We start from the raw sequence: 12,910 nt of genomic DNA, 5'->3' as shown, positions 1-12,910 counted from the left end.
CGGCGGTAGGCTGACGGCATGACCCCTCCCGCCCCCAGCGCAGCCCGTGACTCCGCTGCCCTCTGCGCAGCCCTCGACGACCCCGTCGAGCTCACCGCGCGCCTCTGCGACATCCCCTCCGTCTCCGGCGACGAGGCCCGGATCGCAGACGCCGTCGAAGCCGTCCTGCGGGAGATCTCCGCAGGTGACCGAACGTCCCTGGAGATCGTGCGCAACGGCGACGCCCTCATCGCGCGCACCACCCTGGGCCTGGATGAGCGCGTCCTGGTCGCGGGCCACCTCGACACCGTCCCCATCGAGGACAACCTGCCGACGGACCGCCGCGTCCTCGACGGGCAGGACGTCGTCTGGGGCCGCGGAGCGTGTGACATGAAGGCAGGCGTGGCCATGCAGCTCGCCGTCGCCCGCGCACTGCGCGCACCCGCCCGCGACGTCACGTGGGTGTTCTACGACCACGAAGAGGTCGACGCCTCCCTCAACGGTCTGGGTCGCCTCGCCGCCGACCACCCGGACCTGCTCGCCGCCGACCTCGCGATCCTCGGCGAACCGTCCAACGCGGGCATCGAGGGCGGCTGCAACGGCACGATCCGCGTCGAGGTGAGGACCACCGGTGTGCGCGCCCACTCCGCCCGCGCCTTCATGGGTGAGAACGCGATCCACGCCGCAGCACCCATCCTCGCGACGCTGGCCGACTACGAGGAGCGCACCGTCACCGTCGACGGCCTCGACTACCGCGAATCCATGTCCGCCGTGGGCATCAGCGGGGGAGTCGCGGGCAACGTCGTGCCGGATGCCTGCACCGTGCTCGTGAACCACCGCTTCGCGCCGTCGACCTCCGGTGCCGAGGCGGAAGCCCACCTCCGCGAGCTCTTCGCCGGCTTCGACGTCACCGTCGTCGACCTCTCCGAGGGCGCGCGCCCCGGTCTGGACAAGCCCACCGCGCAGGCGTTCGCGGATGCCGTCGGCGCTCCGGTCGCCCCGAAGCTCGGGTGGACGGACGTCGCCCGCTTCAGTGCGCTGGGGGTGCCCGCGCTGAACTTCGGGCCGGGCAACCCGCTGTTCGCCCACCGTGCGGACGAACACGTCCCCGCCGCCGAGGTCCTGGCCGCCTCCTCCGCACTCCTCACCTTCCTCGAGCCGGCCGCCGGGGCCCCCGCGTGGGCGCAGGACGGCACCGAACAGGACGAGGACGCGCGATGAGCCGTCGCCGCGTGAAGGGCCCCGTCATGCTCCGCGGTTCGCAGATCCCGTCGTGGACTGCGGATCAGCGGCTGCTGGATCGCGATGGGAGCTCCGACTGGGCCCACAGCGACCCGTGGCGGGTCCTGCGCATCCAGGCGGAGTTCGTCGAGGGCTTCGGCACCCTGGCAGAGCTGGGCCCGGCCGTCTCCCTCTTCGGCTCCGCCCGGCTGCGGGAGGGGACGGAGGAGTACGCGCTGGCCATCGACATCGCGCGCGGCATCGTCGAGACCGGCTGCGCGGTCATCACCGGGGGCGGCCCCGGCATCATGGAGGCCGGCAACAGGGGAGCGGTCGATGCGGACGGCGTCTCCGTGGGCCTCGGCATCGAGCTGCCCTTCGAACCGGGGCTGAATGAGTCCGTGAACCTGGGCATCGAGTTCCGGTACTTCTTCGTGCGCAAGACGATGTTCGTGAAGTACGCGCGCGGCTTCGTCGTCCTGCCCGGCGGCTTCGGCACCCTCGACGAGCTCTTCGAGGCGCTCACACTGGTCCAGACCGGCACGATCACGCGGTTCCCGATCGTGCTGGTGGGCACGGAGTTCTGGGGCGGACTCGTCGATTGGATGCGCACCACGCTGGTGGCGCGCGGCGTCATCGCCCCGACGGACATGGACCTCTTCCAGCTGGTCGACACCGCGGACGAGGCCCTGGCCGCACTGGCCCCGGGACTTCCCCGCGCCCCAGACGCAGCCGCAGCGGCGCCCACAGGGGAGGACACACGCGCCGACGGAACCGGCACTGCATGAGACACGACGACGCGCGCGCGGCCCGCGGCGGTCCGGGAGCCTCTGCGGTGCCTGACGGGCTCCTGCGGATCGGCGGCCTCACAGCCGGGCCGGGTCGACCCGCGGTCATGGCGGTCATCAACCGATCCGTCGACTCCTTCTACACGGCCGCCCCCACGACCGAGGCCGCCGTCCGCGCCGCTGTCGACGCACACGCCGCGGGTGCCGGGATCGTCGACATCGGGGGAGTGCGCGCCGGCCGCGGGCCCCACGTGAGCGTCGAGGAGGAGCTCGGACGCATCTGCCCGGTCATCGAGGCGATCCACGACGAGATCCCGGAACTGGTCATCTCCGCGGACACCTACAGGGCACCCGTGGCCCGGGCCGCGGTCGCGATCGGAGCCGACATCGTCAACGACACCTGGGCAGGTGCGGACCCGGACCTGCCACTGGTCGCCGCCGAGGCGGGGGCCGGCCTCGTCTGCTCGCACACGGGGGGACTGGACCCGCGGACTGATGCCCACCGCAGCCGCTACGGCCTGCTGCCCGAGGACGTCGTCGACGACGCGCTGAGCGGCGTCCTCACACTGGCGGAGCGCGCCCGGTCCGTGGGCGTCCCGCCGGAGCGGATCCTGCTGGACCCCACCCCGGACTTCGGGAAGAACACGCGGCACTCGCTGATGGTGCTCAAGCACATCCGGGACTTCGCCGACCACGGCATGCCAGTGCTCCTCGCGATCTCCCGGAAGGACTTCATCGGCGAGTCCGTGGACGCGGGCCCGCCCGAGCAGCGCCTGCCCGCCACCCTCGCAGCCACGGCGTACGCGGTGGAGCACGGAGTCGCCGTGATCCGCGCCCACGATGCCGCGGCCACGGTGCAGGTGGTCGACATGGTCGGCGCGATCCTCGGGACGACGCAGCCGCGGCGCAGCGTCCGCGGACTGCGGTGAGGCTGTGCGGCTCGCGTTCGCCCCTGTGAGACGATGGAGGCATGCCGATGTGGATCATCCTCGGAGTGTGCGCAGCCGTCTTCGTCCTCGTCATCGCCTTCGCTGGAGCGAGAGGCGCATTCGACGGTGGGATGAGCGACGAGGAAGCCGATGTGCCGCCGGCGCAGCGGCTCACGGACGACGCAGGAGCTGACGACATCGCAGCCCTCCGCTTCACCCCGACGCTCTGGGGATATCGCCCCGCAGAGGTCGACGACGCGCTCTCCCGGCTCAAGGCCCGCATCACCGTTCAGGACGCGCGACTGGCGGCACTGGGCCAGCCCGTGGCCGGGCAGCAGCCCGCACAGCTTCTGACTGCACAGGACCAGCCAGCACAGCAGCCAGCAGCACAGGATCAGCCTGCACAGCCACGGTCTGCGCAGCATCAGTCCGCACAGCACCAGCCAGCACCGGGCACAGCCCCGACGGACCGCGGCACGGATCCATCGACGGAACGGTTTCGACCGCCAGGTTCCGGCACGGCAACCTTCTCCCACGATCAGTGAGGGCGGCCTCGGGCACGGATCCCCGGACCTACGACGCGGCACCTCGGCTGCTGCCGGGCGTCTTCGACCGCGGTCGGCTGATCCGTGCTGGCCAGATGATGCTCCTCCTGCCGTTCTGGCTTCAGGCGCTCTCCGTCTACCTGGTGTCCCGGATCGTGTCGCTGGGGATCATGGCCATGGTCGTGCGCACCCAGCCCGATTCGCCGTGGACCACCGGTGCGACGACCTCTCTCAACGACTTCCTGAACTTCTGGGACGGCGGCTGGTACGAGACGATCGCGGTCGAGGGCTACCCCGATGTCCTGCCGGTCTATGCGACCGGCGAGATCGCACAGAACCAGTGGGCGTTCTACCCGCTCTTCCCCATGATGGTCCGCGACATCACACTGGTCACGGGGGCGGAGTTCGCCGTCGTCGCCCCGGTCCTGTCGACCGTGTTCGGCGCTGTCGCCGCCATCGTGATCCTCGAGCTGTTCCGCACGGTCACGACCCACGGCCGAGCGCTCACGGGCCTGGCGTTCGTCCTGTTCTTCCCGGCCTCGCCGATCCTCAGCACCGCGTACGCGGAAGCGCTCACGCTGATGCTGCAGGCACTCGTGCTGCTCCTGGTGGTCCGCCGCAGATACCTGTGGGCGATCGTCCCGGTGTTCCTCATGGATCTGTCGCGGCCGATCGGCGTCGCATTCGCGTTCTTCATGCTCATCCACCTCATCAGCCGGTTCCGCCGCCGCCACGACGATCCGTATCCGATCTCCGAGGTCGTCGCGTCGTGGACGCTGGGCGTCCTGTCGTGCGTCGCCGCACTCGCCCATCCGCTGCACGCGTGGATCCGCACCGGGTCGATGACCGCGTATACGGACACGGAGGCCTCCTGGCACACGGGGGAGACGCACTTCGTCACCCAGTGGGTGACCGCCGGGGAGCGGTGGCTGGGGCCCCTCAGCCTGCCGACGCTGCTCGTGCTCGCGCTGTCGCTCATCGCGCTCATCGTGTCGCCGGCGGGACGGACGATGGGGAGGACCCTCCAGCAGTTCTGCTTCGGGTACGGCCTCTACATCCTCATCTTCTTCACGCCGCAGACATCCACGCTGCGTCTGTTCCTGCCCCTCTTCCCGCTGGCCCTGGCGCTCGCCGCCTCACGGTCGTGGGCGGTGCGGGGCATCGTCCTGGTCGCGTTCACCCTCTTCCAGATCATCTGGGTCGGATGGCTGTGGCACTTCACCCCGCCGGGGGATCTGCCGCCGTGACTCGCTCACATGACGGTGCTGCACCCAATCGGTCCGCGAATGGTGGATAATCGTCTGAGACTACTTTTCGACGCGAAGGGATGCTCCCATGGCAGCACAGAAGCCCCGCACGGGCGACGGACCTCTTGAGGTGACGAAGGAGGGACGCAGCATGGTGCTGCGACTGCCCGTCGAAGGAGGCGGACGTCTCGTCATCGAGATCAGCCGCGACGAGGCGCAGGACCTGCACGACACCCTTGCGGAGGCGATCGGGAACTGACCCGACCTCAGCGCTTCACGGCCCTCTGACGCAGCAATGCGGACAGGGGGCCGCTGTCTTCGCCGGAGGCCTGCCTCGAGCGCTGCCGGAAGGCCTCGAGCTTTACCGAACGATCGCGCTGAGCCAGCGTCGGCAGCGCTGCAGGACCAGCCTCAGAGCCGCCGGAGGACGAGCATCCCGTCGTCGATCGGCAGCAGCAGCCGGGTGAGGTCACTGCGCTCCTGCAGGTCGTTCAGCAGCTGTCTGATCTCGCGCACCTGGGGTGAGCGGACCGCGGGGTCGGCGACGGACCCGCCCAGCATCGCCTGGTCGAGGACGAGGACGCCCCCGGGCTCCAGCCTCTCCAGCGCGAGCGGGACCAGCCGGGGCGCCTGACCCGCCTCCGCATCGATGTGGACCAGGTCGTAGGTGCCCTGGGCCAGTCGCGAGAGGACCTCGTCCGGCCGGCCCGTCATCATCCGGACGCGATGCCCCGCGAGGTTCGCGTGCACGATGAGCTCCCGGGCCACCGCCTGCGCCTCCGCATCGGTGTCGATCGAGGTGAGGATCCCGGACCTCGGCATGCCGCGCAGCAGCGCGAGGGTCGCGGTGCCCGTGCCGGTGCCGACCTCGATCGCCGCGGACGGGTTCAGGAGCCCGGTGAGGAACGTGAGCGTCGCACTCGACGTGGGCGGGAGCGGACGACGCCGGTAGTCCTGGGCGATCGTGCGGGCGGCGTCATCCACGACGTCCGTGCCGTTGTACTGCTCCGCCATGCGTGCGCTGGCGGCCCAATCGCGGGACATCGGGTCTCCTCTCCGCTGGGTGTCGTCGGTCATCGTCGACGTGTGCGGCGGCCCTCCCGGCAACGGGCTCACGGACGTCGGGCGTACAGAGGTCTCAGTCTAAGCCGGGCTGTCCTCGGATTCTGCAGAAGGCAGATCTGCGAGCGCGTCGCGGACGCACTGGTCGAAGGCGACGGGGTCCACGCCCGCACGGGTCATATCGATGCGCTGGTCGGGTGTGAGCGGCATGCCCTCCTCCTGCCAGAGAGGCAGGGCGCGGGCCGTGAGGGGTGCGGGGAGCGCCCCGCGGACATTCGGCACCCGCCACCAGGTGACGGTCGACCCGATCGAGCTGAGCACCCTCGCGACGAACCGGGGAGACGCTCCCACGACGCGGCCGATCTCCCCGTACGCGGCGGCCCGACCGGAGGGGATGCATTCGACGGCGCGCAGCACCCGCTCGACTCCCAGTTCGTCCATGAGCGCGATCGTCTCACAGTCGGATCCAGACGTGACGGAGGATGGCCGGGGCCGCGGAGGGAGACTGGGCGATGGAGGATGAGGAGCGTGACGGACGGCGCGTGACGCGATGGCCGTGGGAGTGCTCCGCGTTGGTAGGATCGGGCCCATGTTCGGCATCAACGGCTTCGAGATGGTCATCCTCGTCCTTGTTGCCCTCTTCGTCATCGGACCCCAGCGTCTGCCCGAGTACGCGGCCAAGCTCCGTGACGTCGTCAGGAGCTTCCGGCGGATGGCCGAGGGGGCGAAGGAGACCGTCAAGAAGGACTTCGGTGCCGACCTCGACGAATACGACTGGCGCTCCCTGGATCCCCGACAGTACGACCCGCGCCGCATCGTGCGCGAAGCGCTGGCGGAGGAGGACCGCGCGATCCGTGAGGAGCAGTTCCGGGCAGGCCGTGACACGGGAAGTCCGGCGGCCGGCAGCACGACAGGTGCACGGTCCAGCACGCACAGCACGGTCGGATCCTCGGCCGGCGGACCGTCGACCGGCCCATCCAGGGCCTCGGGCGGTTCCGGTGCCCCAGACCGGTCGGATGCGGCCACCAGTGCGGCGGAGGCCGCTGCCACGAGACTCACCCCGATGGAGCGCCACCGCGACCAGGTGGGCCAGCGCCAGGACGGGCAGGGCGCCCCGTTCGACCCGGAAGCGACCTGATCCAGTCCTAGCTGGCCAGCACCGGCTGCCCCTATCTGCTCCGGTCTGCCCAGTCTCCTCAGCCGACAGGCCGACCGAGCCCCTCAGTCGACCGGGCTGAGCCCCAGGCTCTTGCCGGCCAGGGACTGCGACCGCACGCGCAGCCGCGATGCGACGTCCCGCAGGGCCGCTGGTCCCGGTTCGTCGGGGTGGCTCAGGACTGCGGGCAGGCCCGCGTCCGCTCCCTCGCGCACCGTCGGGTCCAGTGGGATCTGCCCCAGCAGGGGGACGTGTGCCTGGCCGCCGGCCTCCGCGAGCCTGGCCGCGAGCGCATCGGCGACCTGACGTCCGCCGCCCTCGCCGAAGATCGGGTTGTGGCTGCCGTCCGGCATGACCATCCAGGACATGTTCTCGATGACGCCGGCGATCGACTGGCCCGTGCTGGTCGCGAGTGCCCCCGCCCGCTCGGCCACCTGCGCGGCGGCCTGCTGGGGGGTCGTGACGATGAGGAGCTCCGATTCCGGCAGCAGCTGGCCGACGGAGATCGCGACATCGCCCGTGCCCGGCGGCAGATCGAGCAGCAGGACGTCGAGGTCGCCCCAGAAGACATCCGTGAGGAACTGCTCGAGCGCGCGGTGGAGCATGGGACCGCGCCACACGACCGCCTGCCCGGGGTTCACGAACATGCCGATGCTCATGACGGCCACACCGTGTCCCGGCTGCGGGAGGATCATGTCCTCGAGCTTCGTCGGCTTGCCCGTCACCCCCATCATGGGCGGGATCGAGAAGCCGTAGATGTCCGCGTCGAGGATCCCGACCTGCAGACCGGTCGCGGACAGCTGCGCGGCGAGATTCGCCGTCACCGATGACTTGCCCACCCCGCCCTTGCCGGACGCGACGGCGATGACCCGTGTGTGGTTGCCGGGCTGGGTGAAGGGGTTGACCCGGCCCTCACCGCTGCGCAGCCGGTCCCGCAGGGCTCCGCGCTGCTCCGGCGTCATGACGCCCAGTTCGACGTCGACGTCCGCCACGCCCTCGACCTTCGCCGCAGCCTTCCGCACGTCCTCGCTGATCGTGCCCTTCATCGGGCAGCCGGCGATCGTGAGGAGCACCTTCACGCGTGCGGTGCCCGAGGAGTCGACCGAGGCGGACTCGACCATGTCCAGGTCGACGATCGGGCGGCGCAGCTCCGGATCGATGACGGTGCTCAGCGCCTTCCACAGGGGATCCTGGCGCTTAGTTTCGCGGGTGTGGTCAGTCATCTGTCGGTCACGTCTTCCTTCCCGAGGTCGTCGGCCCCGAGGTCGTCGTCGCGGCTGCTCTGTCCGGCGCCGCTGACGTCGCGGCTGCTCGCGCCGCTGCTGCTCGCATCGCTGCTGTTCGCATCGCTGCCGTTCGCGCCGTCAGCGCGCTCCTCCGCGCGGGCCTCTTCCATCTCCTCCATGAGGGAACGCAGCTCGGACCGGATGAAGTCCCGGGTCGCGACATCGCGCATCGCGATCCGCAGGCTCGCCACCTCACGCGCGAGGAACTCCGTGTCCGCGAGGTTCCTCTCCGCCCGCTGGCGATCCGCCTCGAACTCGACGCGGTCGCGGTCGGCGGACCGGTTGTCCGCCAGCAGCAGCAGGGGAGCGGCGTACGACGCCTGCAGCGACAGGATCAGGGTGAGCAGCGTGAAGTTCAGGTTGCGCGGGTCGAACTGCATGTCTTCGGGCGCCATGGAGTTCCAGGCCAGCCACGCCGCACAGATGAGCGTCATCCACACGAGGAACATCGGGGTGCCCATGTAGCGGGCGATGCCCTCGGCCACGCGCCCGAACGTGTCCGGCGGCATGCCGACCTGGGGCAGGCGCCTGCGCGAGCTGCGGGGCGTGTCGAGTCCGGGGCGATCAGTTCGTGCCATCGGCGGTGTCCCCCTTGGGCTCGTCGCGCTGTTCGCGCCAGTCTTCGGGCAGCAGTGCATCGAGCACGTCATCGACGGTCACGACGCCCACGAGGTGGTCGTCCTCGTCCGTGATCGGCACGGAGACGAGGTTGTACGCGGCGAGCAGTGCCGCGACCTCGCCGGTGGGGGCGCTGGGAGGCAGCGGTTCGACCTCCGTGTCGAGCAGTGCGCCCACGGATTCGTGGGGCGGATGCCGGAGCATCTCCTGGATGTGCACGAGTCCCAGGTACTTCCCCGTCGGGGGCTCCAGCGGCTGCCTGCACACGAACACCGCCGCAGCCAGTGCCGCCGGCAGCTCCGACTTCCTCACGTGGGCCAGCGCCTCGGCGATCGACGCCTCCGGCGACAGGATGACCGGCTCCGTCGTCATGAGGCCGCCGGCCGTGTCGTCGTCGTAGGCGAGCAGGGTGCGCACGTCCTCGGCCTCATCGGAGTCCATCGCCTGGAGCAGCCGCTCGGCCTGCTCGTCCGGCAGCTCGCCCAGGAGGTCCGCCGCGTCATCGGGCTGCATCGTCTCCAGCAGGAGGGCCGACCGCTCCAGGCCCACGCCGTCGAGCACCTCGATCGCCTCGTCCTCCGGCAGCTCCTCCAGCACGTCCGCCAGCCGTTCGTCGGAGAGCTCGCGCACCACGTCCATCCGTCGCCGCAGATCCAGTTCGCGGAGCACGTCGGCGAGGTCGGCGGGCTTCGTCTCCTGATACGCCGCGATGAGCTGGGTCGCGTGCTGCTCGTCCGACGGATCGACCGGGAACTCGACGTCCGTCCAGTCGACCTGCATCGTCTCCCCGCGGCGCCGCAGCGCGTCGAGCGGGGTGCGTTGCTCCTTCTGGCGGCGCACGAAGAGCCGGGACACCTCCCAGTCGCGGTTGCGCTGCTGCTCGATGCCGATGTCCTCGATGATGACCGACGACTGGTCCGAACGCAGGATGAGCCGCTGATCGAGCAGGTCGCCCATCACGAGCGTCTCCGATGCGCGCTTGACGAACCGTCGCATGTTCACCAGGCCCGTCGTGATGACGGCCCCGACGTCGATGCTGGTCACCCGACCGATGGGGACGAAGACGCGTCGACGTCCGGGCACCTCGACGACGAAGCCGATGACCTTGGGCTGCTGGCGCAGCGTGGACCGGTAGACGACGACCGCGTCGCGCACCTTGCCCACCAGATCGCCCAGCGGGTCGAGGACGTTCGTCCCCGCCAGCCGTGCGATGAAGATCCGTTCCGTCCCGACGCTCATGGCTTCATCGTACGTGTTCGCAGGTCAGGTGCCGGTGGTGCGCAGGGCCTCCCAGGCGGTCGCCAGGTCCGGGGCCAGCTCGCGCAGTGCGGCGGGTCGGGGAGCCTGCGGCGCGTGCTCAGTCGCGTCGGCAGTGGGGACCTCGGATCCGGTCCCGTTCTCCTCCTCGTGCTCAGCGGTGCCCGCCACCGCGCTCCGCAGATGGGGGCGTGCAGTGAGTGCGGCATCGACGATGGCCAGGGACAGTGCGTCCGCGGCGGCGCAGTTGAGCCCCACGATCGAGGTCGCATCGATGTGCGCATCCGCGCCGCCGGTCGCCATCGCGAAGACGGTGTCCCCGTCGAACAGGGTGTGCGAGGGATGGACCGCACGGGCGAGGCCGGCCTGCGCCGACTGCGCCAGCCGGGTCGTCTGCGCGGCATCGAGCCGCGCATCGGTGACGATGGCCGCGATCGTCGTGTTCCGCTGGGGCACGACCGCGTCCGCGGCTGTCGCATCGAGCGTGAGCGCCTGGTCGATCCAGTCCGACGGCACGTCCGGCAGCTGCGCACCGGTCCGGGCGAGCACGCCAGCGGCGTGGAGCCTGCCGGAGGGCTCGATGACGTCGCCCATCGGATTCGCGACGACGATCGCCGCCACGAGGTGCCCCGAGGGCGTCCGCAGGCAGACGGACCCCAGCCCGCCGCGCAGCAGGCCCCGACCGATGAACGCGCCGGTCCCGCCGCCCACGCTGCCCCGGACCGGGGCCTCGGCGACGGCGGCCCTCCGCATGATCCCGATCCCGCCTCGACTGCCGTCGGCAGCGACAGGTGCGGGACCGTCCTCCGTGGCCCCGACCGGGCACGCGCTGCGGTAGGCGGCCAGCCCCATGTCCGCATCCGGGTGCAGCAGGGTCCCGTTCCCGCGGCCGAGGTCGTAGACGGCTGCCGCGGGCACGATCGGCACGTACGACCCGGGGAGCATGGGAGCGGGGAACCCGCGGCCGTCGGCTGCGAGCCCCTGCTGGACGCCGAGGACGGAGGCCAGGCCCCACGCGCTGCCGCCGGTGAGGACGACGGCGTCCGCGCCGGGGGAGTGGGTGCCGGGTGCCAGCACGTCGGTCTCGTGACCGGCCGGCCCCCCGCCGCGCACGTCGACGCCTGTCACGGTGCCCGGGGGCGGGACGATCACGGTCGTTCCGCTGAGCCAGCCGTCATCGGTGCGCTGCGCGCCTCCCACCCGGACGCCCGGAACCGTCACGACGGATCCGTCCGGGACGAGGCGGCCGAAGGGCTCGCGGAACGGCGCGGACAGGGCAGCGGCGGAGGCGGTCATCGGTCGCTGCGGCCCGGGGCCAGCGCCTGGACCCAGGCCTCGACCTCGGTGCGCGTCCGGGGGAAGCCCGCGGACAGGTTCTCCACACCGGTCTCCGTCACGACCACGTCGTCCTCGATGCGGATCCCGATGCCGCGGAACTCCTCCGGCACGAGCAGGTCGGCCTCCTTGAAGTAGAGGCCGGGCTCGATCGTGAAGACCATGCCCGGTTCGATCCGTGCACCCAGGTACATCTCGCGACGGGCCTGCGCGCAGTCGTGCACGTCGAGCCCCAGGTGATGGCTGGTGCCGTGGACCATCCAGCGCCGGTGGTGCTGGCCGGATGCGCTGAGCGACTCGTCGACGCTGACCGGCAGCAGGCCGAAGTCGTGCAGGCGCTGCGCGATGACCTCCATGGCGGCGGTGTGGATGTCCGAGAACTGGACGAGGCGGTCGACGTGCTGGCCGGCCTTCGCGAATGCCGCGTCCGCAGCCTCGAGCACGGCGTCGTAGATCTTCGCCTGGACCTCCGTGAAGCGCCCGTCGACCGGCAGCGTGCGGGTGATGTCCGCGGTGTAGAGGGAGTCGGCCTCCGCCCCCGCGTCCAGCAGCACCAGATCGCCGGATCGCACGACGCCGTCGTTGCGGATCCAGTGGAGGGTGCAGGCGTGATCGCCGGATGCCGCGATCGTGTCGTAGCCGACCCCGTAGCCGTCCAGGCGGGCGGCCGATTCGAAGCTGGTCTCGATGACGCGCTCACCGCGCGGATGGTCGATGGCGGCCGGCAGTGAGGCGACGGCGCGGTCGAAGCCCCTGCGCGTGATGTCGATCGCGTGGCGCAGCTGGTCGATCTCGTGCTCGTCCTTGACCAGGCGCAGCTCGGAGAGGAACTCGAGGAGCTCGTCATCGCCGGATTCGGCGGCCTCCTGGTCCGCGCCCACCTGGTCGCGTGCCTGGGCGAGGGTCTGCTCGACGGTGGTGTCGGCGCCGCGCAGCAGGCGGACGGACACAGAACCCAGATCCTTCGTCACGGCGTCGAGGGCAGTGGAGGAATCAGCCGTCGCGATCCCGGTGCGGACACCCATCGTGTCCAGGTCGTCGCGTGCGCCCACCCAGTACTCGCCGTAGCGGGCGTCGGAGAAGAACTCCTCCGTGTCCGCACCCGCGCGGGGACGGAACCAGAGGGTGACATCGTGGCCCTCGTCGCCTGCGGGTTCGAAGACGAGCAGCGCGTCCGGCTCCGAATCCGCCTCCAGTCCGGTGAGGTGGATGAACGCGGAGTGCGCGCGGTACCGGTAGTCGGTGTCGTTCGAGCGGACCGTGAGCGGACCGGCCGGCACGACGATGCGCTCGCCGGGGAACCGCTGCGACACGGCCTCCCGGCGTGGGGGCGTCCACGCGGCCGCGGGCAGCGGCGCGACGCCCTCCAGCGGAGCGCTGTCCCAGCCGGAGGCGACGAAGTCCCGGAAGGCCGTCGAAGCGGGCCGCTGGGAACGATTGTTGACGCGGTCGGACATGTCCTCGGAAGAATCGGCACTCATGGGTCC

At 70.9% G+C, this 12,910-nt stretch carries 14 protein-coding genes; 7 read left to right on the top strand and 7 right to left on the bottom strand.

Annotated features, from left to right (window positions below):
- The first annotated feature begins 18 nt into the window (after positions 1-18).
- The 6 genes from dapE (at position 19) to BSP109_RS05965 (ending at position 4,968) form a co-directional block, all read left to right on the top strand.
- Positions 19-1,200: a succinyl-diaminopimelate desuccinylase gene (gene dapE / locus BSP109_RS05990; RefSeq protein ID WP_101599711.1), complete on the top strand. Its 1,182-nt coding sequence runs from the start codon at positions 19-21 to the stop codon at positions 1,198-1,200.
- Entirely contained in the window at positions 1,197-1,988 is a 792-nt protein-coding gene (locus BSP109_RS05985; RefSeq protein WP_101599710.1) for a TIGR00730 family Rossman fold protein, read from the top strand. Before dapE ends, BSP109_RS05985 begins: the two co-directional genes overlap by 4 nt.
- A complete protein-coding gene (gene folP, locus BSP109_RS05980; RefSeq protein WP_101599709.1) occupies positions 1,985-2,917 on the top strand; it encodes a dihydropteroate synthase in 933 nt (310 codons plus the stop codon). The genes BSP109_RS05985 and folP overlap by 4 nt, the downstream gene beginning before the upstream one ends.
- Before the next feature lie 41 nt (positions 2,918-2,958).
- The gene (locus tag BSP109_RS05975; protein WP_087008585.1) at positions 2,959-3,462 is read left to right on the top strand and encodes a DivIVA domain-containing protein; all 504 of its coding nucleotides are present in this window, start codon (positions 2,959-2,961) and stop codon (positions 3,460-3,462) included.
- The gene (locus tag BSP109_RS05970; protein ID WP_257944577.1) at positions 3,459-4,709 is read left to right on the top strand and encodes a hypothetical protein; all 1,251 of its coding nucleotides are present in this window, start codon (positions 3,459-3,461) and stop codon (positions 4,707-4,709) included. Before BSP109_RS05975 ends, BSP109_RS05970 begins: the two co-directional genes overlap by 4 nt.
- Positions 4,710-4,797: 88 nt before the next feature.
- Entirely contained in the window at positions 4,798-4,968 is a 171-nt protein-coding gene (locus tag BSP109_RS05965) for a DUF3117 domain-containing protein (protein WP_087008589.1), read from the top strand.
- Between the two features lie 152 nt (positions 4,969-5,120).
- Here BSP109_RS05965 and BSP109_RS05960 read toward each other — a convergent pair whose 3' ends face one another.
- Both BSP109_RS05960 and BSP109_RS17250 read right to left on the bottom strand, forming a co-directional pair.
- Positions 5,121-5,786: an O-methyltransferase gene (locus BSP109_RS05960; RefSeq protein WP_257944576.1), complete on the bottom strand. Its 666-nt coding sequence runs from the start codon at positions 5,784-5,786 to the stop codon at positions 5,121-5,123.
- 66 nt (positions 5,787-5,852) lie between these two features.
- On the bottom strand, positions 5,853-6,212 hold the full coding sequence (locus BSP109_RS17250) for an MGMT family protein (RefSeq protein WP_180959625.1): 360 nt from the start codon (positions 6,210-6,212) through the stop codon (positions 5,853-5,855).
- Between the two features lie 148 nt (positions 6,213-6,360).
- Here BSP109_RS17250 and BSP109_RS05950 point away from each other — a divergent pair, with 148 nt between their 5' ends.
- Positions 6,361-6,909 carry a twin-arginine translocase TatA/TatE family subunit gene (locus BSP109_RS05950; RefSeq protein WP_101599707.1) on the top strand — a complete coding sequence of 183 codons (549 nt, stop codon included), beginning with the start codon at positions 6,361-6,363 and terminating at the stop codon, positions 6,907-6,909.
- 83 nt (positions 6,910-6,992) lie between these two features.
- Here BSP109_RS05950 and BSP109_RS05945 read toward each other — a convergent pair whose 3' ends face one another.
- Genes BSP109_RS05945 through BSP109_RS05925 form a run of 5 tightly spaced genes read right to left on the bottom strand, consistent with a single transcriptional unit; the run spans position 6,993 to position 12,904 of the window.
- The gene (locus tag BSP109_RS05945) at positions 6,993-8,150 is read right to left on the bottom strand and encodes an Mrp/NBP35 family ATP-binding protein (RefSeq protein WP_101599706.1); all 1,158 of its coding nucleotides are present in this window, start codon (positions 8,148-8,150) and stop codon (positions 6,993-6,995) included.
- Positions 8,147-8,791, bottom strand: coding sequence for a DUF1003 domain-containing protein (locus BSP109_RS05940; RefSeq protein ID WP_101599705.1), 645 nt, complete (start codon positions 8,789-8,791; stop codon positions 8,147-8,149). The genes BSP109_RS05945 and BSP109_RS05940 overlap by 4 nt, the downstream gene beginning before the upstream one ends.
- Complete coding sequence (locus BSP109_RS05935) at positions 8,778-10,070, bottom strand: magnesium transporter MgtE N-terminal domain-containing protein (RefSeq protein ID WP_101599704.1); 1,293 nt, start codon at positions 10,068-10,070, stop codon at positions 8,778-8,780. The genes BSP109_RS05940 and BSP109_RS05935 overlap by 14 nt, the downstream gene beginning before the upstream one ends.
- A gap of 24 nt (positions 10,071-10,094) precedes the next feature.
- Positions 10,095-11,384 (bottom strand): P1 family peptidase, encoded by a 1,290-nt coding sequence (locus tag BSP109_RS05930; protein ID WP_101599703.1) that lies wholly within the window; start codon positions 11,382-11,384, stop codon positions 10,095-10,097.
- On the bottom strand, positions 11,381-12,904 hold the full coding sequence (locus tag BSP109_RS05925) for an aminopeptidase P family protein (protein ID WP_101599702.1): 1,524 nt from the start codon (positions 12,902-12,904) through the stop codon (positions 11,381-11,383). The genes BSP109_RS05930 and BSP109_RS05925 overlap by 4 nt, the downstream gene beginning before the upstream one ends.
- Positions 12,905-12,910: the final 6 nt, after the last annotated feature.

Source organism: Brevibacterium sp. Mu109, from assembly GCF_900169375.1.
Taxonomy (GTDB): Bacteria; Actinomycetota; Actinomycetes; order Actinomycetales; family Brevibacteriaceae; genus Brevibacterium; species Brevibacterium yomogidense_A.
The sequence above is the reverse complement of the archived record's forward strand: the minus strand, read 5'-3'. Positions and strand labels throughout refer to the sequence as shown.

Excerpts from the sequence above, each read along its gene's own strand:
- dapE (WP_101599711.1), top strand. The coding sequence starts at position 19 with ATGACCCCTCCCGCCCCCAGCGCAGCCCGTGACTCCGCTGCCCTCTGC.
- BSP109_RS05985 (WP_101599710.1), top strand. The coding sequence starts at position 1,197 with ATGAGCCGTCGCCGCGTGAAGGGCCCCGTCATGCTCCGCGGTTCGCAG.
- folP (WP_101599709.1), top strand. The coding sequence starts at position 1,985 with ATGAGACACGACGACGCGCGCGCGGCCCGCGGCGGTCCGGGAGCCTCT.
- BSP109_RS05975 (WP_087008585.1), top strand. The coding sequence starts at position 2,959 with ATGCCGATGTGGATCATCCTCGGAGTGTGCGCAGCCGTCTTCGTCCTC.
- BSP109_RS05965 (WP_087008589.1), top strand. The coding sequence starts at position 4,798 with ATGGCAGCACAGAAGCCCCGCACGGGCGACGGACCTCTTGAGGTGACG.
- BSP109_RS05960 (WP_257944576.1), bottom strand. The coding sequence starts at position 5,786 with ATGACCGACGACACCCAGCGGAGAGGAGACCCGATGTCCCGCGATTGG.
- BSP109_RS17250 (WP_180959625.1), bottom strand. The coding sequence starts at position 6,212 with ATGGACGAACTGGGAGTCGAGCGGGTGCTGCGCGCCGTCGAATGCATC.
- BSP109_RS05950 (WP_101599707.1), top strand. The coding sequence starts at position 6,361 with ATGTTCGGCATCAACGGCTTCGAGATGGTCATCCTCGTCCTTGTTGCC.
- BSP109_RS05945 (WP_101599706.1), bottom strand. The coding sequence starts at position 8,150 with ATGACTGACCACACCCGCGAAACTAAGCGCCAGGATCCCCTGTGGAAG.
- BSP109_RS05940 (WP_101599705.1), bottom strand. The coding sequence starts at position 8,791 with ATGGCACGAACTGATCGCCCCGGACTCGACACGCCCCGCAGCTCGCGC.
- BSP109_RS05935 (WP_101599704.1), bottom strand. The coding sequence starts at position 10,070 with ATGAGCGTCGGGACGGAACGGATCTTCATCGCACGGCTGGCGGGGACG.
- BSP109_RS05930 (WP_101599703.1), bottom strand. The coding sequence starts at position 11,384 with ATGACCGCCTCCGCCGCTGCCCTGTCCGCGCCGTTCCGCGAGCCCTTC.
- BSP109_RS05925 (WP_101599702.1), bottom strand. The coding sequence starts at position 12,904 with ATGAGTGCCGATTCTTCCGAGGACATGTCCGACCGCGTCAACAATCGT.